Origin of the sequence: Prochlorococcus marinus subsp. marinus str. CCMP1375 (assembly GCF_000007925.1) — a bacterium.
GTDB lineage: Bacteria > Cyanobacteriota > Cyanobacteriia > PCC-6307 > Cyanobiaceae > Prochlorococcus_E > Prochlorococcus_E marinus.
This window is the reverse complement of sequence record NC_005042.1, coordinates 651001-672318: the sequence shown is the minus strand read 5'-3', so window position 1 is coordinate 672318 and position 21318 is coordinate 651001. Positions and strand designations below refer to the sequence as shown.

General features: G+C 33.5%; 29 protein-coding genes and 2 tRNA genes. 18 read left to right on the top strand and 13 right to left on the bottom strand.

What is annotated here, in order from left to right; all coding sequences use genetic code 11:
* Positions 1 to 96: 96 nt before the first annotated feature.
* The 5 genes from PRO_RS03660 (at position 97) to PRO_RS03640 (ending at position 3919) form a co-directional block, all read left to right on the top strand.
* The gene (locus PRO_RS03660) at positions 97 to 348 is read left to right on the top strand and encodes a membrane protein (protein WP_011124893.1); all 252 of its coding nucleotides are present in this window, start codon (positions 97 to 99) and stop codon (positions 346 to 348) included.
* 24 nt (positions 349 to 372) lie between these two features.
* Positions 373 to 1086, top strand: coding sequence for a peptide-methionine (S)-S-oxide reductase MsrA (msrA, locus tag PRO_RS03655; RefSeq protein WP_011124892.1), 714 nt, complete (start codon positions 373 to 375; stop codon positions 1084 to 1086).
* Between the two features lie 378 nt (positions 1087 to 1464).
* Positions 1465 to 1538 (top strand) — tRNA-Pro (locus PRO_RS03650).
* Positions 1539 to 1667: 129 nt separating this feature from the next.
* The gene (locus tag PRO_RS09505; RefSeq protein ID WP_036892194.1) at positions 1668 to 1997 is read left to right on the top strand and encodes a hypothetical protein; all 330 of its coding nucleotides are present in this window, start codon (positions 1668 to 1670) and stop codon (positions 1995 to 1997) included.
* A gap of 578 nt (positions 1998 to 2575) precedes the next feature.
* The gene (locus PRO_RS03640; RefSeq protein WP_011124889.1) at positions 2576 to 3919 is read left to right on the top strand and encodes an iron uptake porin; all 1344 of its coding nucleotides are present in this window, start codon (positions 2576 to 2578) and stop codon (positions 3917 to 3919) included.
* A 340-nt stretch (positions 3920 to 4259) separates the two neighbouring features.
* Here the strand turns inward: PRO_RS03640 and PRO_RS03635 are convergent, their stop codons facing one another.
* Positions 4260 to 5129, bottom strand: a complete 870-nt coding sequence (locus PRO_RS03635) for an undecaprenyl-diphosphate phosphatase (RefSeq protein ID WP_011124887.1) — start codon at positions 5127 to 5129, stop codon at positions 4260 to 4262.
* Positions 5130 to 5215: 86 nt separating this feature from the next.
* On the opposite strand from PRO_RS03635, the gene PRO_RS03630 reads away from it, so the two are divergent.
* Positions 5216 to 5491 carry a hypothetical protein gene (locus PRO_RS03630; RefSeq protein ID WP_011124886.1) on the top strand — a complete coding sequence of 92 codons (276 nt, stop codon included), beginning with the start codon at positions 5216 to 5218 and terminating at the stop codon, positions 5489 to 5491.
* Positions 5492 to 5790: 299 nt separating this feature from the next.
* Here PRO_RS03630 and PRO_RS03625 read toward each other — a convergent pair whose 3' ends face one another.
* The 5 genes from PRO_RS03625 to PRO_RS03605 all read right to left on the bottom strand — a co-directional run bounded on the left by PRO_RS03625 (position 5791) and on the right by PRO_RS03605 (position 10232).
* Entirely contained in the window at positions 5791 to 6168 is a 378-nt protein-coding gene (locus PRO_RS03625) for a GIY-YIG nuclease family protein (protein WP_011124884.1), read from the bottom strand.
* A gap of 168 nt (positions 6169 to 6336) precedes the next feature.
* Complete coding sequence (locus PRO_RS03620; RefSeq protein WP_011124883.1) at positions 6337 to 6564, bottom strand: DUF1830 domain-containing protein; 228 nt, start codon at positions 6562 to 6564, stop codon at positions 6337 to 6339.
* 72 nt (positions 6565 to 6636) lie between these two features.
* Positions 6637 to 7656 carry a uridine kinase gene (locus tag PRO_RS03615; RefSeq protein WP_011124882.1) on the bottom strand — a complete coding sequence of 340 codons (1020 nt, stop codon included), beginning with the start codon at positions 7654 to 7656 and terminating at the stop codon, positions 6637 to 6639.
* Between the two features lie 4 nt (positions 7657 to 7660).
* Complete coding sequence (gene yedP, locus PRO_RS03610; RefSeq protein ID WP_011124881.1) at positions 7661 to 8464, bottom strand: mannosyl-3-phosphoglycerate phosphatase-related protein YedP; 804 nt, start codon at positions 8462 to 8464, stop codon at positions 7661 to 7663.
* Positions 8454 to 10232, bottom strand: a complete 1779-nt coding sequence (locus PRO_RS03605) for a sugar phosphorylase (RefSeq protein WP_011124880.1) — start codon at positions 10230 to 10232, stop codon at positions 8454 to 8456. Before PRO_RS03605 ends, yedP begins: the two co-directional genes overlap by 11 nt.
* A 46-nt stretch (positions 10233 to 10278) precedes the next feature.
* On the opposite strand from PRO_RS03605, the gene PRO_RS03600 reads away from it, so the two are divergent.
* The 3 genes from PRO_RS03600 (at position 10279) to PRO_RS09370 (ending at position 12050) form a co-directional block, all read left to right on the top strand.
* A complete protein-coding gene (locus PRO_RS03600; protein WP_011124879.1) occupies positions 10279 to 11475 on the top strand; it encodes a glycosyl transferase in 1197 nt (398 codons plus the stop codon).
* A gap of 186 nt (positions 11476 to 11661) precedes the next feature.
* The gene (locus PRO_RS03595) at positions 11662 to 11841 is read left to right on the top strand and encodes a hypothetical protein (protein ID WP_011124878.1); all 180 of its coding nucleotides are present in this window, start codon (positions 11662 to 11664) and stop codon (positions 11839 to 11841) included.
* Positions 11842 to 11900: 59 nt separating this feature from the next.
* Entirely contained in the window at positions 11901 to 12050 is a 150-nt protein-coding gene (locus PRO_RS09370) for a hypothetical protein (protein WP_165438632.1), read from the top strand.
* 216 nt (positions 12051 to 12266) lie between these two features.
* Here PRO_RS09370 and PRO_RS03590 read toward each other — a convergent pair whose 3' ends face one another.
* Positions 12267 to 12473 carry a hypothetical protein gene (locus PRO_RS03590; protein WP_011124877.1) on the bottom strand — a complete coding sequence of 69 codons (207 nt, stop codon included), beginning with the start codon at positions 12471 to 12473 and terminating at the stop codon, positions 12267 to 12269.
* A gap of 662 nt (positions 12474 to 13135) precedes the next feature.
* Between PRO_RS03590 and PRO_RS03585 the strand changes: the two genes are divergently transcribed.
* From PRO_RS03585 to PRO_RS03575, 3 genes are all read left to right on the top strand, one after another.
* On the top strand, positions 13136 to 13456 hold the full coding sequence (locus PRO_RS03585; RefSeq protein ID WP_011124876.1) for a DUF3303 domain-containing protein: 321 nt from the start codon (positions 13136 to 13138) through the stop codon (positions 13454 to 13456).
* 287 nt (positions 13457 to 13743) lie between these two features.
* A complete protein-coding gene (locus tag PRO_RS03580; protein WP_011124875.1) occupies positions 13744 to 13944 on the top strand; it encodes a hypothetical protein in 201 nt (66 codons plus the stop codon).
* Positions 13945 to 14067: 123 nt separating this feature from the next.
* On the top strand, positions 14068 to 14445 hold the full coding sequence (locus PRO_RS03575) for a DUF2862 domain-containing protein (protein WP_011124874.1): 378 nt from the start codon (positions 14068 to 14070) through the stop codon (positions 14443 to 14445).
* A gap of 9 nt (positions 14446 to 14454) precedes the next feature.
* Here the strand turns inward: PRO_RS03575 and PRO_RS03570 are convergent, their stop codons facing one another.
* Positions 14455 to 15006, bottom strand: a complete 552-nt coding sequence (locus PRO_RS03570) for a DUF4912 domain-containing protein (RefSeq protein WP_011124873.1) — start codon at positions 15004 to 15006, stop codon at positions 14455 to 14457.
* Positions 15007 to 15239: 233 nt separating this feature from the next.
* Here PRO_RS03570 and PRO_RS03565 point away from each other — a divergent pair, with 233 nt between their 5' ends.
* A complete protein-coding gene (locus PRO_RS03565) occupies positions 15240 to 16019 on the top strand; it encodes a sulfite exporter TauE/SafE family protein (RefSeq protein ID WP_011124872.1) in 780 nt (259 codons plus the stop codon).
* Positions 16020 to 16151: 132 nt separating this feature from the next.
* Complete coding sequence (locus tag PRO_RS03560; protein ID WP_011124871.1) at positions 16152 to 16655, top strand: hypothetical protein; 504 nt, start codon at positions 16152 to 16154, stop codon at positions 16653 to 16655.
* A 126-nt stretch (positions 16656 to 16781) separates the two neighbouring features.
* Here the strand turns inward: PRO_RS03560 and PRO_RS03555 are convergent, their stop codons facing one another.
* Positions 16782 to 16979: a hypothetical protein gene (locus PRO_RS03555; protein ID WP_011124870.1), complete on the bottom strand. Its 198-nt coding sequence runs from the start codon at positions 16977 to 16979 to the stop codon at positions 16782 to 16784.
* A 38-nt stretch (positions 16980 to 17017) separates the two neighbouring features.
* Positions 17018 to 17191 (bottom strand): hypothetical protein, encoded by a 174-nt coding sequence (locus PRO_RS09365; protein WP_165438631.1) that lies wholly within the window; start codon positions 17189 to 17191, stop codon positions 17018 to 17020.
* 402 nt (positions 17192 to 17593) lie between these two features.
* Between PRO_RS09365 and PRO_RS03550 the strand changes: the two genes are divergently transcribed.
* The 3 genes from PRO_RS03550 (at position 17594) to PRO_RS03540 (ending at position 19634) form a co-directional block, all read left to right on the top strand.
* A complete protein-coding gene (locus tag PRO_RS03550) occupies positions 17594 to 18100 on the top strand; it encodes a hypothetical protein (protein WP_011124868.1) in 507 nt (168 codons plus the stop codon).
* Between the two features lie 112 nt (positions 18101 to 18212).
* Positions 18213 to 18455, top strand: coding sequence for a hypothetical protein (locus PRO_RS03545; RefSeq protein ID WP_011124867.1), 243 nt, complete (start codon positions 18213 to 18215; stop codon positions 18453 to 18455).
* A 657-nt stretch (positions 18456 to 19112) separates the two neighbouring features.
* The gene (locus tag PRO_RS03540; protein ID WP_011124864.1) at positions 19113 to 19634 is read left to right on the top strand and encodes a hypothetical protein; all 522 of its coding nucleotides are present in this window, start codon (positions 19113 to 19115) and stop codon (positions 19632 to 19634) included.
* Between the two features lie 36 nt (positions 19635 to 19670).
* On the opposite strand, the gene PRO_RS03535 is transcribed toward PRO_RS03540, so the two are convergent.
* Together PRO_RS03535 and PRO_RS03530 are read right to left on the bottom strand one after the other, a co-directional pair.
* On the bottom strand, positions 19671 to 19856 hold the full coding sequence (locus PRO_RS03535; RefSeq protein ID WP_011124863.1) for a hypothetical protein: 186 nt from the start codon (positions 19854 to 19856) through the stop codon (positions 19671 to 19673).
* 120 nt (positions 19857 to 19976) lie between these two features.
* The gene (locus PRO_RS03530; RefSeq protein WP_011124862.1) at positions 19977 to 20642 is read right to left on the bottom strand and encodes an SDR family oxidoreductase; all 666 of its coding nucleotides are present in this window, start codon (positions 20640 to 20642) and stop codon (positions 19977 to 19979) included.
* 129 nt (positions 20643 to 20771) lie between these two features.
* Here PRO_RS03530 and PRO_RS03525 point away from each other — a divergent pair, with 129 nt between their 5' ends.
* Positions 20772 to 21023: a hypothetical protein gene (locus PRO_RS03525; protein ID WP_338109208.1), complete on the top strand. Its 252-nt coding sequence runs from the start codon at positions 20772 to 20774 to the stop codon at positions 21021 to 21023.
* A gap of 106 nt (positions 21024 to 21129) precedes the next feature.
* On the opposite strand, the gene PRO_RS03520 is transcribed toward PRO_RS03525, so the two are convergent.
* Positions 21130 to 21201 (bottom strand) — tRNA-Gly (locus PRO_RS03520).
* Between the last annotated feature and the right edge of the window lie 117 nt (positions 21202 to 21318).

Below are 21318 nucleotides of genomic sequence, written 5' to 3'. Positions count from 1 at the left end.
ATTTCACATTAAACTTAATTACTTTGAAAGTATATTTTAAATACATTTGAAGATAAGCTCTCTTAGCCTAATGAAAAGACCTTCAGGTAATTATTGATGACAGTTCCAACTAACTACTCAATCAAGTGTGACCTTGCTTTTGGCGACATCTATCTCCAAATACTTGCTTGGATGGCAGTTATTTTTGTAAGTCTTGCGGGAGGATTAGGCCTAATGGGGGCTTCAAAGCCAATATTTGCTCTAATTGGAGTAGGGTTAATCCTAGTGTTAAGTTTACCTTTTTTATTATTTGCTTTTGTCACTACTTTGTTAAACCATATTCAAATAGAACCAAACGCTTCTGATTAAGCTCAATACTGTTCCGCAATCACAATGTTCTTAAACTGGCTAAATCCTAAAAAAGTAGAGGCTCAAGGCAAAACAACCTCTAAGCATTTTGTCCTAAACAGCTTAATAAATAAACCTGCAAACAAAGATGAAGAGGAAATATTTTTTGGTTGCGGCTGCTTCTGGGGAGCTGAAAAAGGATTCTGGAAGTTACCTGGCGTTATAACAACTGCAGTTGGATATGCAGGGGGTGCTAAAAAAAACCCTACATATAGAGAAGTATGTTCTGGGAGAACAAATCATGCGGAAGTAGTAAGGGTGATTTGGAATAAATTGGAGATTGATTTAAGTGATTTATTGAAAATGTTTTGGGAATGCCACGATCCTACTCAAGGTAATCGTCAAGGCAATGATAGTGGCTCGCAATATAGATCTGCAATATATTTAACTAAACAAGATCATAAAACCCTAGCAATAAATAGTTTAGAAAAGTATCAAGTATTATTGCAGGAAAAAGGGTTTGGCTCAATAACAACCCAAATAGAAACGAATATAGACTTCTATTATGCAGAAGATTATCATCAACAATATTTAGCTAAACCTGGAAGCCGACCATACTGCTCAGCTATGCCAACTAATGTTTCTCTAAAAGATTTTAAAGGGTCAAACTATAAACTCAACTCTAGGGTTTGGGATAATTTTAATTGGGAGCAAAATCATTGCGTATTAAGAAGCAGTAACAGTCCTATAATTAACTAAAATGCAAAAGAATCTTGAAGATAGAACAGTAATTTTGATCATATTATGTACATTATTACTTGTATTTACATTAATATTTACCTTCATTCCATCAGACAACCAACTCTCACCATCTATTCAATGGAAAGATACGCCTAATCAAAATTATATTGATTTAGAAACATAAACTCTTAATTGCAATCTAATAATTTTCTTATGAATAACAAAAGATATCAAAGGCCACCGGTAATACAAAAATAAGAAGTAAAGCGATTAGGCTATTATATAAATTCTAGTTATTTTTAATAAATAAGGATTCAAGCCTATTGCCTAAAATTAAATATATAGATTAAGCAATAATGGCAACAGATGAACTATATGTTGTTATAGTTCATCTGTCGGGGCGTAGCGCAGCTTGGTAGCGCACCACTTTGGGGTAGTGGGGGTCGTGGGTTCAAATCCCGCCGCTCCGATTAATAATTAAACAACCTAATAATGAAATTATAAAATACTTTATTCATGACATAATACATATAATTTTATTTAAAATATAAAATCGTTGTAGAGTTAATGAATATATTTTTTCAATGCAGAGCAAGAAAATGAATTATTTTTTTATAGCTATTTTATCATTGGTAATATTTTTTACACCACAATTTGCCAATGCTAAACCACTTAATAAGTTTGATAATTATATGAATGAATGGAATCAAAAAATAAGTCTCGCAAGTGATTACTTGGAAACTGCAGAGATGGAGCTTAAGAATGGAGACGAGCTTCAAGGCTGCATAAACCAAAGGAAAGCAGCTAATTATGGAATAGAAGCCACTCAATCACTTATAAAAGCATTTGAGATCAGCAATTCAACAGAAGACTTGAGTGATATAAAAGCTGGTCTTAATAAATGGCGAGAGCTAAGGGATTCCTGTTAAGGGAAAGAGAGTGATACCAACTTTAAATAAAATTCTTGAACAAATGGATTCATAGAGTAAATAAAATAGCCCAGCAAAATTGAGATCATCGTGCTTGATAAAAGACTTATCAAAAAAAAGGGTATCAACAAGTCACTTTTTACTTGCTTTACTTCAAAGCCTATGTACTTTGTTCGCTTTGAAAGTGTCATTAGGATATAACTTTTTTATATATTCAAGTATTAGCCAAAAGAAAAGCATTTGCCCTAGGTATAAATAGCTAAAACACCAGAATTACAACTCACTTTGAAATCAAGCATTTTTGTTCAAAGCAAAACCTTAGAAATTTTAAAGATTTTTAAGATGGAAATTTTCAAAGCCTGTTTAAATTAAAGCTCAATGAGACAAAAAACTCTCTCGGCTATAAATAGCAGTTATATCAACCCTTGCGAGCAAAAGCTATGATTTCTTGCCTCGAATTATGTATCATATTACACAATCACTTCGTAACAGACATTACTTAAACTGTATACGGGACTACTGCTTTATTCTCTTAAGTAATCGATAATTGAATTGTCCTAAATGTGTGAGGAATCCAGATGAAGCTTTTCCGGCAACTGCTGGTAGCTCCTGCTGCGTTAGGTCTGTTAGCACCTTTAGCTGCAAATGCAGCTGAAGTTAACATCAAAGATGTTGCTAGCTATGCAGATCTCAATGCTGAAGTAACTACGACTCAATTCTCCGATGTTGTTCCAGGAGATTGGGCTTATACAGCTCTACAAAACTTAAGTGAGAGCTATGGCTGTGTAGACAATGCCTACACTCAAAACCTTAAAAGTGGTCAGGCTCTAACTCGTTATGAGGCTGCTGCACTTGTTAATGCTTGCCTAGATGGCGGCATTGCTTCTGCAGAAGTAACTCCTGATGCTGCTCGTCTTGCTAATGAGTTTGGCACTGAAATGGCCATTCTTAAAGGACGTGTTGATGGACTTGAGTACAAAGTTAAAGAACTTAGTGCTGGTCAATTCTCATCTTCTACAAAACTTTCTGGTAGCGCTGTATTTACAACAGGTGCTATTGATGGAATGAGTTTGTTCGATGATCCTTACAAAGGCAAAACTGCTTTTGAATATAGATACGGCATTGACCTCAATACTAGTTTCAATGGTACTGATGGTCTTTATGCAGGGATCGAACAAGGTAACCAAGATGACCTTGTACTGCAGGATGCAGTAACAGATTCAACTCTTACTGTTACCTCTCTTTTCTACAATTTTCAAGTTGGAGAATTCGACGTCACTGCAGGTCCATTATTTGATCAGGATGATGTAATCTCTGCAACCACTTCTATTGCTTCTGAATCATTCAGATTATCCTCTATGCCATGGGGAGCTGTAGCAACCACTGGTGCAGGTGCAGCAATTGCATATTCCAATGACAGTGGGTTTAATGCTTCTTTGTCATCAGTATCTTCAGACGCTGCTGATGCATCTAAAGGTATTTGGACCGATGGCGGTGCAGATATCTACACCGCTTCACTCGGATATGACTCCGATTACTACGGCGGCGGCTTAATCTATACAGACGATGACACTGATACCAGTTTCGGTGGTGGTATTTATATGAGACCAGATGGTTTCCCAACCATCAGCGTCGCATATGACACTAAAGATCCTGCAGCTAGTGGCACTAAATCTTCCTCCCATCTCTTAATTGGAGTGGATCATGAAGTAGGTCCAGGAACAGCAAGTGCTGCTTATACCAACCATGATCAAATGGGTGTTACAGGTGATAGCTTTGAAATCTATTACAACTACCCAGTATCAGATGGTTTGTCTCTTCAAGCAGGTGTGTTTTGGGAAGACAGACATGTTGTTAAAAATGGTTCTTGGACAACACAAGACGCAACTGGTTACCTCGTAGAAACTAACTTCAGCTTCTAAATCAATCCTGGTTTAATAAGCTAAGTCGTTTCATTTTTAAACTCTCACCCGATGGGTGAGAGTTTTTTTTTATTAAAGTATTTTCAACTAATCAAATAATTAATTAGAGAAGGAAATATTTAAACCCTCTTTTTAAATTTGACTAGGCTAATATTATAAAAAGATATCTTTCCCTAATCATCTTCAGAAGTAAAAGCAGATTGAATTAACTGAAAAGAACTTATCCCAACTGCTAAAAAAATAAATAAAGTGATAGCTATAAGAATATATACTGTTGAATTTGAAAGATCTAATTCACCAAACTTGATACTTAATAAGAAATAATTTAATACTTTCATTTTTAAAACGCAAGATAATACCAAAATAACAATAAAGTTCCAAACAAAAATCTATAAGTGATAAAAATCATCATGCTCTGTGTTTGAAGGAATTTCATCAGGCAATCAATTGCAATCCAAGAACTAATTGCTGAAGAGGTAATTCCCAAAAGCAAAGGAAATACGTCAACTAATTCAAAGGATCCAAATGCTTGTTTAAGTTCTACTAATCCAGCAAGAGTGATTGCGGGGATGCCTAGCAAGAAGGAAAACCTAGCAGCAGACTTTCTTTCCCATCCAATCATTAATGCAGTCGTGATAGTAATGCCTGATCTAGAAACGCCTGGGATTAGAGCTAAAACTTGAGAAAACCCAATAATTTGCCCATCCCAAAAACTTAGATTTTCAAAATTCCTAGTACGTCGACCTACATTCTCGGCAATAAGAAGTAGCAATGCCATAACAATAGAAACAACTGCAATAGCAGGAATAGACCTAATTGGAGAAGTTTCGTATCCTTGCCAAAATAGCTTGATCAACATTCCTGCAAATACAATTGGCAAAGTGCCAAGAACTATTGCTGAAGCAAGTTTAGTATTTTGATTGTTCCAACTATTTTGAAAGGAAGCTTTCGATATTCCACGCATCAAAAATGCAAGATCATTCCAAAAATAAGCTATCAAAGCAATTATGCTGCCAAGCTGAAGAGATGCTGTAACAGCCACTCCAGGATCATCCCAGCTTAGGAGCAAAGGGATAACCTTAAGATGAGCCGTACTACTTATTGGGAAAAACTCTGTGAGGCCTTGAATAATTCCTAAAAATAAATAATGCCAACATTCTTCTAAAAGGGATAGTGATGCACTGAGTTCGCCAACCGCTAATAAAACCATTTATAAATTGACTAACCCTTGGTCTTTTCTAAACTTTATCCTAAAAGTATTTGAACCAACCGCAAAACTATTAAGCACTCAAGATCATGTCAAAGAACCATCTTTCCCTTATAGCTGCAATTTTGACTTTTTTTTGCTTCCCACTTAAAACGCAAGCAAGTTATTGGCTTGTAGTAGGGAGCTATCGTCAAGGACCTGGAGCTCGCCCCGAAGTAAGTGGTATAACAAGTCCATCTTTATATGCTATACCAATGAAATCTTTAGAATTATGTGAAAGCGCAGGCAATAAAATTACTAATGATATTTATAAGCCTGTTTGGCAATTAGATAATAGATGGTCCTGTATTTATAATGGTGGATAGGAAAACATATATAAAAAGTTAAATCTCCACTAAATATGTAGTTCAGCTGGAATAGAAAAACCTTGATTCAGCGTTTAACATCATGCGCACATCCATCTCCTGTATACGATTTAGTATCGTAATAACCATTTCTAGTGCCAAAATATGCAGTAGCAACTAAAAAAGGAATTGATGCCCAAATGAGAAAATCAGATAGTTCCAAGGCTGGAAAGTATTTAATGATTAATTTAGACGTTATTGATATAATTACAACTAAAATATAAAAAAGCGAATAATAGGAATTCTCTACCTCCTAAAAACTAAAATAATTTTTCAAGAATAGGATCAATTCCGAGCTTGATTATAAGTCCGGAAAGTACCAACCAAGAAGTCAAGAAGGATACAATTGCAACTCTACCTCTAAAGATTGGTTGAAAGTAATTATCAGAGCCTTCTGCTCTTAGCATTAACTTGCACTCTATTAATTGAGACTTAGACAATCTAAAATAATCACTTTTAGGTAATCGAACATCTGAGTAACTCAAATGTAAGTTTCTACAAATTGAAATTGCATCTTTGGTTTTCAAAGAAGCACAAAGTTCGCCTGGACCAAGCATATCCTGGGTCTTTTGAAGATTATTGCTTGTACCAATATTGTAAAGATCTCCATTCTTTATCAAATAAATATAAGCTTCCATAATTGATTTATTTAAAAATTCTTAAGTATGAGTTGAAGTTAAATATAAGTAGTAGTAATGCACCTTTTTAGCATTTATACAATATTTATCAGAGGATATGCATATGATAGCTATTATATGCAAAAAATGAATCCCCTAAAACTCCATAATAAAATGATTTGATAAGTATTATGCAGCTTTAGGTATTTCATTCATAATGCTACCAACCCTTATCCTCTGTTCTAGCTTAGGTCCATATAGTTCATTGCCCCATATTTCTACTTTTGAATCTCTAGGTGCTAAAAATTCAATGACTTGTTTTGGGAATAAGACCCTTTCCAAGAAAAAATGATTCGACCCTATGCATCTTAGGACTACCATTCTATTGCTATCATTACAATAAGAAAAATCGAGCATGGCATTATTAATTGACTAACATTAAATTCCATAATCTCTGAAAATACTGTATAAAAAACAACTAAACCTCTATTAAAATTGTCTTCTGCTAGGCAAAATATTAAGGATCTCTCTTAAGTTATTGATTTCAACAACTACATTACAATCAATATTCATAAGACTTTCTTGAGGTATTGAAGCCTCAATCATACGAACAAAAGAAGAAAGAAGTTCACCTTGCAATGCTGACCCTTTGGACACTAGCATTTCTTTTTCTTGATCTACTTTCCATTTACATGTAGAAGAAAAATCATTTGCTTTAAGATGCCATATTCGGTTTATTCGTTGCCATATTGGCAAATAATCCTTTATTAGTTCTTGAACTTTTAATCTATAGTCACTTTCAAATATTGTAAGTTTCGGACTTAATACATCATCTTTTCCATTGAAATTTAATGAAGATTTTAATGGAGTACATCCTAAGAACCAGCCCTCTAAAACTAAAACATCAGGGGAGGAATTTGTCCAACCTGATCTATCTCCTAGACCTTTCCTTAAAGACTTGTCAAACTGAGGTGCTTTAAGTGATCCTGTTGAAATCCATTTATCAATTACATTCTCTAATAGATTAATTGAATGACTTCCAGGAAGACCTCTAGGTACGTTCCAAGGGTTGTCTTTCATTGCTTTTTCTAACTCAGATCCAGGCAAATAAAAATCATCTAAAGATAGTACTTTAATAGAAATATCTAATTCTTTTGCAGCAGCTTCTATCCATTTGCCAAAACTAGTTTTCCCGCATCCAGGCAATGCTGAAATTCCGTATACTTTCCTAGCATTATTGATTTTTGCAAATCTTTTAATATCAGTAAGGAATGGCAAACCCAATCCCCATAACCAATCTAATTTAGTTCCCTTTGCCCAAAATGAAGCAGCAAGATTATATCCATCCTTTGCCAACCAGTAATTAATCCATTCGTCAGATTCCCATCCTAAATCATTTAAAAGGGACTGAAGATTGGCAAAAGGAAATAAAATATCTGAATGCTTGGGATCTAACCATGGAGAAATGTTTTTATTAAGATTCGATTTATTAGAAAAATTATCACTCATATCTTTATATAGACTTAATAAGTAAATCTCTAATTGCTAACGCCCAACCTTCTGAGTGTGGTGCCGGTGCTAACAGAAATTCTCCCTTATCTATTCCTTTCTTTAAGAATTTATTAGGTCCATTTCTGCTTGGAATAACAATAGCGATATCAGCAACTTCGAGCAAGGGTAAATCATTTTGAGAGTCTCCTAAGGCTACTACTTTGATATTTGGTTGATTAAGAAACTTCTTTAATTCAATTACTGCCTTACCTTTATGACTACCTTCTCCCAACAAGTGACTCATACGATTGCCCTTATAAATTGAGGTGCACAAACTTGAAGCAATTTCAGTAATTCGTTCTCTATCAGAATCCTTTGGGTTCAAGAAAGGAACACTCCATTTTCTATCAAGAGCAAGTTCTATTCCCCTACCCTCTAAACCAGTAAGTTCATTTATCTCTTGATAAGACAAATCATTTAATGGAATTAGTTTATAACCAAGTTCTAAAGATATCAACTCTAATTTAGATCTTAAATATTTATAGCTTTTACCTAAGACAAGTTCCCATTCTTCATTTGATGATAATTCATCACCATAAATAGCACCACCATTCTCTACAATGAAAGGATCTGTTATTCCAAGTTCTAGTCTTAAAGCTCTTACTTCAGCAGCGGTCTTACTTGTACAAGGAATTATGGGGATTCCAAGTTCTTGTAACCATTTAATGGTTGATAATGCTGGAGAAAAGTCATATTGATGGTCCATTAAAGTACCATCAATATCGGTGACTATCCACAAAGGAGTTTTTTTATACTCAATTTTCATTTTTTTTAATTAACCAATGTACAGAATAAGGGCTTAATTCCATATAGTCATGTTTATAATCTTGATTATTTAAAGCATCATTCCAATAATAACTATTCTTAATCTCGGTTTTCAAGTTATCTGAAAGGCTAAAACTTAATTTTTTATTAGTCATATTGTGAACAGCCCATACACAACAATCATTCATTCCCCGACGAATAATAACGAAATCACTCCGATTTCCGCTAAGACAATGCATGGCCTGTTCAGGGTGGAAAGCCTTTAGAGAACTTCTAACAGTCATTGCATTCCTTAACGCTTTTAAATTTTTACTTGCAAAAGATTTTGGATCAAGCAATGAATTCTCTAATGTATTTTCATCAAATCTTTGACGGTTAAGATCTCTTCTTTCTCCGGATTGACCAAAACTTACTAAATCATTTTCAGAAGCCATTATTGCTTGCAAATAAAAAGCAGGAACCCCTTTTAAAGCCATTACAAAGAATTGGCTCAAAATAAACCTTTCAAACTGTAGATAATTTGTATTAACACCAGTATCTGCCATCGCACTCCACCAACTGATATTTAATTCATAAGGCTTATCTTCTCCATTGGGCATTCGCCTATGACTAACCAGACCTCCTCTTTTTTCACACGAAATCAATAGATTATGTATTCTCCTAGAATCCATCAAGCCTTCTAATGCTCTTAAACCAATACCATCATGAGATGCTGTAAAGTTAAGAAAACCTGTATTAACAGGCAAGTCTGGCCATGAGCATAACCAGTTATTAATTAAATCAGCTTTATTATTAATTAAAGATTCGAGTAACAGAGGAGGCAAAGGGAAATTATATGCTAAATGTGCCTCACTACCTGATTTAAGGTAAGATATATTCTCTTTCTCAGGGACATTAGTTTCTGTTATTAGAACACCTGATCTTTTAAGTTTTTCAAGTATAATTCTTAATACTTTTACTAAATTATGCACTTGCTCCATATGCAAACAAGTAGTTGAAGGCTCTTTCCAGATAAAACCTATTGCATCTAAACGAATCCACTTTATTCCGTGATTTAAATATCTAACAATTAAATTTATAAACTCTAATAAAAGTTTTGGCTCCCTCCAATTAACATCTATCTGATCTGGACCAAATGTTGTCCATACATCTTTATTGCCTTCAATAGTTGCAATATTTGTAAAAAGAGAAGTATTTCTAGGCCTAATAACATTTTCCCAATTATTTTTAATTGATGGAGATAAAATATAATTTTTGCCAGGGTTAGTTCCGTTTTTAAATTGTTGAACCCAAGGATGGGAAGCTGATACGTGGTTGAGAACAAGATCTGCCATCAAAATATGTTTATCAGAAAGATTTTTCAAATCATCCCAAGAACCAAAACGTGAATCGATTTTCTCATAACTAGAAACAGCAAAACCACCATCACTTGTAGAACACAAAAATGGCAAGAGGTGAATTATGGGAGCAATTTCCCCTAAATGGTTTTCAATTAGCTTGCCAAGTGTTTTTAATGTTGATCGATTGGATGAATAAACTCCATCAGCATATGTAATCAAAACTGCAGTTGTAGAATCCCATGGACAAGAGTGGATTTGCTTACCCTCAAAGCAATTATCACTATTCGCTTCTAAAATCTGAATCAATTGCGACCACATATAATCAAATTCTTCTACAGACTTGTCTGTGTAGATTTTCTTGAGTAAAGAACTCAATTCATCTAATTGGATTTCTGCACCTGTCACTACGTATTTCCCAATACTTTGCACAGGATCGTCGTAAGCACTTCTTTCATTCTGTTGCTCTTATCACCGAATGGACTTTAAACAGGGTTTGATCACAACAATTCATGAGTATGGAGTTACTAAGGATTCTCTAATTGATTTGAGGCAGGGTCTAAAAAAAAGACCTACCGCAATATTAATTCCTTGTCTTTATGAGGAGTTTAAAAGGCCCGCATTAACGCAAACAAGGGATGTTTTAAGCAATTTAGAAGGACTTAACGAACTAATAATTGCTTTATCAGCTCAGTCAGCAGATGAAGTTGAAGAAGCTAAAAAGTTTTTTTCATCAATGCCTTTTCCTGTTCATGTGCAATGGACAAATAGTCCTGCAGTTATAGAGCTACTTCAAGATCAAAGGAAAAATGGGCTTGATCTAATAGGTACTCCAGGTAAAGGATGGGCTGTATGGCAAGGCATTGGCTTGGCAACTAGAGAATCTGAAGTAGTAGCTCTATTCGATGCAGATATTAGAACTTTCAGTACATCCTATCCAGCAAGAATGCTGCAACCTTTGCTGGATCAATCTCATGGCATTTCATACGTTAAAGCTTTTTATAGTCGTTTATCATTGGAATCAAATGCTCTCCAAGGACGTGCTACAAGGTTATTTGTAGGACCATTGTTAGCATCATTAGAACAAATATTTGGACAAGGGGCTTTCCTGAAATATCTAGAAGCTTTTAGATATCCTTTAGCAGGAGAATTTGCCTTTACTAGAGACCTAGGGATGAATTTAAGGATTCCTTGCGATTGGGGGTTGGAGATAGGACTTCTTTCAGAAGTTTATAGAAATGTAAGGCTTTCCAGAATAGCTCAAGTCGATCTAGGGATATTTGATCATAAGCATAAAGAAGTAGGGAAAAACCCAAAAGAGGGGCTTCAAAGAATGTGCACGGAAATTCTCTCTAGTGTATTAAGAGGCTTAATGGAGCATCAAGCTGAAACACTTACAAATTCTCAAATATCCACGCTAGAAGTACTTTATAAAAGAGTTGGTCAAGACAGAGTCAAACAATTTGGACTGGATTCTGCTGTTAACAATATTCCTTACGATAGACATGAGGAAGAATTGTCCGTGCAGAAATTCGCAAGTATTTTAAGGCCATCGATAATTCAGTTCCTTGAATCTCCTGTGACCAAGCAACTACCTTGCTGGGCAAGGGTACTTTCATGTGAAAATACTCTTCAAAATGAACTTGCAAAGGCAGGCTTAAAAAAAATACCTTGATATAATTTAGTAAATTGATATCTTTTACCCACTAAAAAAATCATTACGCCGCCCATCAAATCATTAAAAACAATTGCATTATTTACCTATTCCAAAGACTATAAATCGTCTACTCACAGCAACTATTGACAAGAGAATTTAAGATCTTACGCTAAAAATGCCACTCACCAGAGTGCTAAATCTGATATGAAAGACACTTTGAATCTTATTGACTTCTTTGAGCACTTTGATGAAGGAGATCCTTATATGCGAGCAGCCATTTCCGAACTTCAAGACACTATTCCTGAAGAGCTTCTTGACAAAAGTTCCAACTGGTTTCTTACTTGGTCTCAGGCTCGTAAAAAAAGTAAAAACATAACAATGTAAATAAAAAAACACGCCTCAAGAGTCTTTTGATGTATTAATAGCACTGTTTACTAAATGCCATGTTTCCTTTTACATTTGCCGGTCTACTAAGCACCCCTGCCCCATCAGCTGCTTACCTTGGAATTGCTGCAATAGCACTTTTTGCTGTAATGGCAGTACTTGTAGGGCCTGATTACGACCAACAAAACATCCCTGCTAAAAAAGACTAAATCCCCAAGTGGATTTATCTTACAAAAAAAGGGTTGATTAAAAATCAACCCTTTTTTTATGTCCAACTTTTTAATTTGCTAATCTTAGGTGCTATAAATGCTTGCTAGAGCTCAATTATTCAACTTAAAGATTTCCAATTATCTTATCTGAAGAATAGAAAAGAAAAGAATCGCACTTCTCAAAAGAATTATCTCATCAGAAAATTGAGAGCAACTTCAATCGCCTCCTCCATTGCAACTCCAGACCCTATCAGGAAGCCCTTCGAAGGCAATCGTTCTTTCTATACAATCTTTTTGCAGTTCAGCCCACTCTGCTACAGGCAATAAGCTCCTAAGCGAAAAAGATATTGATAGAAGACTTGCTGTGCTTAATGTTCCTAGCAACAAAAATGCGTTAGACTTTATAAAATCAACGAATTTCATAAGAAAAATTTAGTAATAATTAGATCATAACAAATATCTTTATTATTTAATTTTCTTTACTTGCTTTTAATCGGAATAACTCAGTAATTCTCTTTGTATGACAGTGGTCTGGAGAAAATATTAATTAGAAGACTGACAATTAAACAACTTATTTGTGTCAGCAAATCATCATTATTTCACAAGAAGTAACTCGCTTGGAAATAATTCGTTCTAACAATCGGAATGCATTTAAAATGCTTAATTAGAAGGTTAGGTTGGCCCAGAATAAAAACATTGAAATAATAACATCGCGGTATGAAAATTAAGCTAATGATACTGAAAGGTAGTATACGAATAATGGATTCATTTCCCTAACTTATAATATGTATTAATAAATTAAAAATGCTTTTATAAGAAGGGTTAAAGCAAATAAAATAATTAAACAAAGGCAATAACTTCTTCATAAATCTATAATATATTCTAAATAATGATTGATTACATCAACTATGCTTAAATACAGTTAAAGCATAAGAATTAAATGGCTTGACTTTAAGATATTGACATTGAATAATATATCTAGAAAATTCTAAAATATAATTGCTAATATCTTGATTTATTAATCAATTCGTCCATAGGCAACCAAATGGCCTAAAAACTAATTATGTGAATCCATTCTATTTATCATGCAATTTTTTGTTGTGACATGCGTTGTTCCTTCAGAGACACAAGATGAAGGTTATACAGCATTTATTAAATATATGGAAGATGGGGCATTAATGGATAAATTTGAGGGTTTTGAATTAGTGGCAAGGCTTCATATGCCTGAATCTGGTGAACTATGCATAATCTGCAAAGCTGCTGATAATAAAGCACTCTTTAAACATTTTATGTTTTGGCGTTCAGCTTTTGGATGCGAGTTCCTATATAGACCTGCTCTCACCTGCGCAGAAATGGTTGAAATGCAAAAGCTCCACAACAGTGAAATGGAAAGTAAAGGGTTTTAAATGCGGTATAAATGAATTCCGCAGCTATAGATTAGTGAAGAAATGCTTAATTGAAAGATATCTGATATTCAATAAATCTCTAATAGCTAGTCTTCTGTCACGTTAATTTTAAATTCGATTCTCACTATTAAACCAATTGAAATTAGCAACAAGCCTAACCAAACGTTTATAGGTGGTAGAAGCAAGATAATAATTTTATCGTTAACACTAGATTACAAGAATTACTTATATAACACAAATATAATTGTAAAATAAGTGAGTATTAACTCAAGATTAAAATAGATCTTATGAGCAATCTTAGTGAAATCAATCCTGCTAATCAAATACTGTCGTTTGTTATAGCTGCAGGACTTGTTGCTTTTGTTTTTCTTTTACTGCGCCTAACGATAGCTGGAGTCAAATTTATTGGATGGAAAATCAAAAGCACATTTCCTCAGTCAGCTGAGGCTCCAAAGAAGAATAAGCCTAAGAGAATCCAAAATAAATGAAGCAATATAATCATCCCTGAACTGATAATTCAACCAAAATATGGCTTTTTGCAAAATCAAGGAAGGTTGAGCAGCTTGACTATCAAAAGTTATTAAAGTAAATTCCTTAAAACTTTTTAAATCTTGGACGACATAAATAAACAATACTCTCTTTCAGAAGTTGGATCTATTGTCAGTATTGATCCTAGTAAGATTAAAGACAGAGTTTCACCAGAGTTAATTGAGCTATTGAATGATAGGCCTAATGGAAAAATTGTTGGCTATAGGATAACAGATGGTACTCAAATAGGTTTAATTTTAGAATTAAGTAATGGTAAAACTGTTTGGTTTTTTCAAGATGAAATTAAAGAAAGTATAAAGACAAGAAGTAATCAAAAATCATCAAAAATATCATTAATTAGTAGAGAAAGGGGTATAAAAGTCAACAAGGAAATATCTTATCTTGTAAATCCTACAAACTTTATAAATTGGCTTCTATATTCAATAAAAGATGTTCAATAATTAATTATTTTAGCCTTTTATATGCTTTGATTTTTCATGGGCTACATCAGAACCGCCGTTAATTAGATTATTTGAAAGCTGATATATCCTTTCATGTATACTTTCAGATTCTTTTTCAGGATTCGAAGAAAGGTAAAACCATAAATCATTTGGTAAAAAAGCTTCATTAGTTCTTTCTGCTAAACATAATAAAGAAGATGATAACAAGAACCATTCACCAAATGGTTCTCTGTATCCAATCTCTATACGAAGCGTACCTGTAGAAACAGGAGGAGTCAAAACACATTCTTTAGAAAGTTTATTAGCCTCTACCTCCTTCATAATACAAGTTCCTATTTCCTTATTTTTTATATTAGTTATGTCATACATTCTGATACATAAGAGAAAGGTGTTATTATTGGAGATCATTTTACTATCTCTATTATTGATATACCAACGACATCTTATTTGAGAACTTTCAAGTAATGTGACTGACAAATAATTCTTATTTAATGATAGTTTTCCTATAATATGTCTACCTATATTCTTAAGCTTTTCCTTAATTAATCTAAGAAAAGTCATCTATAGATCAATAACTATCATTAATTATTCCACAAAAACTAATACTTTGGAAGATGCTAAAGAATTTTTAAACTAACAAATCTCAATTCCCTGACATATTGTTCAGCCAAGAGATGTACTTCTTTATAAATGATAAATCACTTTTATTCTCTAGTTCTATAGTCAAAGCAAGGTTTATTTTTGATTTAATTACTGCTTTCAATTTGCTAATATCAAAGCAATAAGTCATAAAAATGCTCTCAGAACTCTTTATACAATTGTTATTGATTATAGTATCTATAACTTCTAATTTTTTATCTGCATTATCTGGGGGAGGAGCTGGTTTAATTCAGCTGCCTGCATTAATATTTTTAGGCCTTCCATTTTCGAAAGCATTAGCAACCCATAAAGTTGCAAGTGTTGCGCTTGGCTTAGGTGCAAGTATTCGCCATTATAAAGAAAAGACTCTGGAAACTAAAATCACCTTATTTGTATTGGGATTTGGTCTACCTGGAGTTCTCTTAGGGGCTAATACTATTTTTGCAATTCCTAGTGAAATTGCTACATTTAGCTTAGGTATTATGACATTGTGTCTAGGTATTTACTCATCAAAAAGCTATCAGGACAAGCTGTCATATAGCAATAAATCCTTAAGCAATCAAAGATTAATTATCGGATGTTTTATCTTGTTCTTAATTGGAGTTCTAAATGGTTCGCTAACATCAGGAACAGGATTATTTGTAACATTGTGGTTAGTTAAATGGTTTGGTCTTTCTTATACCAGGGCTGTGGCCTATACATTAATTCTTGTGGGCATTGCTTGGAATGGAACAGGAGCTATAGTACTGGGCTTGAAGAATGAAATACAATGGTTTTGGTTGCCCTCACTTATAATTGGTTCTTTGACAGGTGGTTACTTAGGTGCACATATAGGTATAATCAAAGGAGATAAACTTGTTAAGACCTTATTTGAATTTATCTCCATTACAATAGGAATTTCCTTAATAGTTAAATCCATCTCTCACATATTTTAATCGAAATTATAAAATTCAAAATATTAGTTTTGTACTTATACAACTAAACCTAATTAGAGAAGATAGCACTTGAGCCCTTCCCAAGCTAAACTTCTCAATAAGCTTTTCATTTCTATATAAGGGTTTAATTAATTGCGATTAATTTACAGGCTATTTAAGAAAAGAAAAAAGATTTTTTCTATTACCCAAGTTAACAGGAGCTATACGCACAACCCTGTTCAATCACTAATTCAAGAAATAAAAGAAATTGATTCACAGATTCAACTTACCAGTCGGGCAATTTTCGAGGCTCAAATAGTAAGGCTTCGCTCATTATTTTCTAACCAGAAAAATCTCTTTATGGGTTTTCAGAAAAGAATCATTGAATCTTCGGCTAATACTTCTGCCCAATGGCACCAATCTCAACTTATTGCTCTAAATCATGAACGCAAAAAATTACAAATTGAATTAGATAAATTAACTGGGAGAACATGGCAAAGGAGATTCCAAAATTGGTGGCAGAGTTTCGTTGTTATATCTATGCTATTCATTTCAATCTCTTTTTTAATTATGGGATTATTTGCAGCACTTTATTTACTACCAATTCTTGTAATGTTAATTTTGGGTTTTCTAATTTTAAATAAGATGAGAACTTAATTAAAAATCGTTGAACTTTAATATATTATATATTCCTTTTAACTTATAAATATAATTTTCATGACGTCAAAAATCTTTAAAGTGAAAATATTATTGATTATAAATGTTTCATGAAAGAATTAATATCTAATGCTTATGGTTTCTTTTAATTATCTGATTTTCATGAACATTTTCAGTTGGGTAAATTTCATGGCTATCAGCAATGCGCTTCAATGAACGAGATCCACAAACAGCCGTTATCGCAAGGATTAGCAAAGAAATAGTGCTAATAAATTGAAGACCTATGGAAAAGTGAGCATTTAGCCTCTCTCTTAATGAAGTCATTTTTCTTTTTAAGCCATATTAATCAAACCAAAGCTAAGCTACATAGGTTTACCTGAAATAAATTGATGTACAGCTGGCACTGTCCTGTAGAGCAAGTAAATCAATAGCACTAGGAGATTACCACCTACGACAGCGGCTCCAGTAAAGAAGTTTTGTCTGGAAGAAGTGTAGTCCCACTTAGGTTCATTATTTGGTGGTTCTTGATTAGTCATTTTTTTTTTATTTAAAGTAGAGATAGCATTGTTTGTGGTAAAAAAGCTAATAAGATTTTTTATTTCAACAAATTCTGGCATATTCCCTTCCTTGCGAATATCAGTTTTGGCATAAGAAAACTGGTCTACTGATGACTTTATCTTTAGTAAAGATATTCAAACCGCCTATCCTCCTAAATATTTATAGGTAATTTCAACTAAACCCTATCTTCAGAAACAGTTTGGTTTTATCTGGATGTGCTAATAGCAGAGCTTAAAAAATCATAGGCTATTTCGTTTAAAGGTTTTTCATTACTCTGTTACACCTTCAAAACGTAAAAAATAACAACTTTAAAGGTTGTTGCCTACCCCTTGATAAAAAAGAAATTGCACGTGATCTTTAGGGAAATTTAAATATCATAAATGATTGTTTTTATTCTCTTTTTACTTCTATTCCCATTAATGGCGGGGATAATCCTATATATCAATAAAGGAGAGAAGGCTCAAGCAATAAAAAATGTTCTAAAAAGAATTCTTGAGAATTTGAAAGCTTTATTTGAAAACTTGAAAGATTTGTTCGTTTTAATTCAAGAACTTATTCCATCTGAAGAGAATAATTCTATAGATACTCCAGAAGTCCAGGCTATTGATGAACCATCAGCTCAACAAGAAGACATCTCTCCTGAACCACAAGTAAATATCCCAGAGGTCCAGGCTATTGATGAACCATCAGCTCAACAAGAAGACGTCACTCCTGAACCACAAAAAAATAACCCAGAGGTCCAGGCTATTGATGAACCATCAGCTCAACAAGAAGACGTCACTCCTGAACCACAAAAAAATAACCCAGAGGTCCAGGCCATTGATGAACCATTTGCTCAGCAAGAGGATGTTTCAAAGGACTCAGAATTAGATCAGAAAAACTTCTAAGAAACACATTTAAAGTTAACATAATCCAGGCTTATCTTTATTCTCAAATTAATATGTGAAATAATTAAAAAAAGTTTATTTAACCTATATAACCAAAGATATTAATAAAATTATGATTAAGAGATTATTGCCAATATTGATAGGTTTTGTAGGAGGTTTATGGATTTCATGGCCTGGTATAATAAGAAATGAGGGCTGGGTATGTGCTAAAAAAATCGTAATCCAATCTAATAATGGCCAGAGTACTCCTATTCGAGCAGCCTTGGCTGTTCCACCTAAATACTTTTTAAATAAAGGAAGCTATAAAGGAATATTAGGTAAAATAAGAATTATAGGAGATGCCTGTTTTAGATAGATTTAAATCAATCGAAACATATAATATTCTCTTGAAAATTAAGATGGTCAAAGCAAAGGAGACTATTGGCTTAAAATATCATTTTTTTTTAATCGAACATTTGGCAGAAAATTCTGTTGCCTTTTTACGTACTAGTATTTTTACTCAAGTAATTAAAAAGAAATCTGAATAACCTTTATAATGAATCTTAAAAATCTCTGTGAAAGACTTTCAAAAAAGCCCAATATCAAAAAAAACTCAGACACAATTGTTTGCAAAAATCAAGTCACAATATTCCTCTGATGGACGCTGGGCTCAAGCTGATTTGCAATCCTCTATAAACACCTGCCTTGCTGCTAATTCCTATCCATCTTGCCCGCTTTCCATAAAATGAATGTAGATAATATCTACTTCCATTTATTATAAAACTGTTTTTATAGTTATTTCAGCTAGAAAGTTTATTAGAAGCAAGCCTTTTCAGTAATTGATTCCATCTCTTGGGAAATCTCCAGCGAAAGAATAGCCCTGCATATATCAGATATGCACAACCCTCCATAGGGTGCTTAATAACATTAAGAAAATTTTCCATACTATTATAATTAGATGCTCAAAAAGCATTGTCAAAAAACTGAAAGAAAACTTCTACTCAGTTAATGCCTATATCATTTGGCAAATAAAATGACTGAATGTCAATTTTTGTATTTAGTAAATGGGGAAAAGCAAGGTGAGGGATTTTGGAGGATTGGCCTAACTAAAAATGAAGATCCACTAAAAGAAGATAAATGTTTTTTAGAGTGCTATCGCAAAGAGCTAATTGGAGAGTCTGCAGCAAAAGAAATATTAAATGCTATTGAAATAAATCTTGCGAACCTAATAAATGATTGTATCTCTGATGGTTATTTTTTAGAAACACCATCTCAAGGAATTTCATATGACCTTCCTCTTAATATTCTTGAAGAGATTTATGATTTCTGGCTAAACCTTTATAAAGAAAAAGATTTATTTGAAAAAGTAGTCGGCCTATTGATAATACGAAGAAAAATGAACTTTTCTCATCCAGCAATGATTAAAGGATTGAAAGGGTTTACAGGAGAATGGGTTAAACAAATTGAGAGCCTTCATCGATATAGGCCTCCTTCTAAAAAAACCTTTAATAGACAAGACCCAATGTGGGCAGACAGTGATCAACCTCTAGCTTAACTTCATTTCACAAAAGATAAGAGCTGGAAAGGTTTATCAAGAGAACCATATCCCGCCATTCTTGATGGCTTTAAGAAATTGTTGCTTTTTTTGAAATTGACTATCTAATAAACCTTTTAACTGAGGCATATCAACCTTGCGACTCTGTATAACTTGTATTGACAATGGCCATAGCTTAGATAGCAATGATCTTGTTCTTGTTCGAGCAAAAGCAGCCATCATTCTTAAGACAATTCTTTACTTAATAGCCAGTAATTTGCATTGGCTACTTTTTTATAGCTTTTACTTCAGAATTATTGTTTTATTAACCTAACAGCTTAAGACCAGACCAATCTAAAGGGACTACCAAGGGAGAATCTCACCGTTTGCATGCCAAAACAAACCGGTATTTTCTAAACTTAATGAATCAATTCGTTCAAGGAGTCCTTCTACAGATTGTTTAGGTGTTATTCCCTGCTGAGTAAATCCTGTCATACGTGTACTAACTAATCCTGGATGTAATAGAGCTACTGCTATTCCCTGAGGGATTAAATCAATTGCTAATGACTTACCAGCCATGCATAATGCGACTTTAGACATTCTGTATCCATAAGAACCTCCTGAAGAGTTGTCAGAAATAGATCCCATACGACTCGACATAAGAATTACTTTTGAGCCACAACTTAAATTATTAATGATCGCACGTGTAAAGCATAAAGGACTTAGTGCATTTACTTCGAATTGCCTTGTAATGCTCTCCGGATCAAAATTAGAAAAAGAATTCGCCTCTAATATCCCGGCATTTTGAATCAACACGTCAATCTTGACACCTTTCAATGTTTTTATAAGCCTGAGAACCGATTCACCTGAAGTAATGTCAACATCAGATTCAACTCTAACTCCAAGATCAAAAAGTTCTTTCTCACAAGAACGACAGGTCCCAATAACATCATCCCCTCTATTTTTTAATTGCTTGCAATATTCCAAACCAATGCCTCGATTGGCTCCTGTTACCAAATAAGTTGCCATGTCAAATATAAATCCTAATAAGGTTAATACCTTTTGCTAAATGCATAAAGGCGGTTACTCACACTCTAACAATGAAAAGAATTTTTTTAATAAATCAATTATTAATGATATAAGTTTACTAAACTAATAATGTTTTTAAAAGAGAAGTCTGCAATGATAGATAAATTTACTCTTGATGAATGCAAGAAATCCGCTGAAGTTTTAGAAATTAAAATTAGAACATTAGAACACGCAATCAGTCAATCAGAATCAATGATCAATGAATCAAAAATGGATGCCAAGTCACTTACAGTTTTAAGAAGAAAAATTGCGAGTTCATTTCAAGATCTGGAAACACTTTATCTGCTAAAACAAGAGAAAGTAGATAGACCTACTACTTAACTTATATATTGGGTTACAATTAAATTGATTTAACAACTTAGAGAATCATAGATATGAATACATCTAAACTCTTTGCAAAATAATATTTCTCATACAAAAGGAAGAAAGCGGATGACCAGACTCGAACTGGCGACATTCAGCTTGGGAAGCTGACGTTCTACCACTGAACTACACCCGCATTAAAAATAAATTGAAAATTAATTGCTCTTCACTGTAAGACACTCTCAATCTCAACAATGTCAAATCAATCTGCTTTTGAATAAAAGCAACAATCAAATTCTTATCTAAAGAAAGT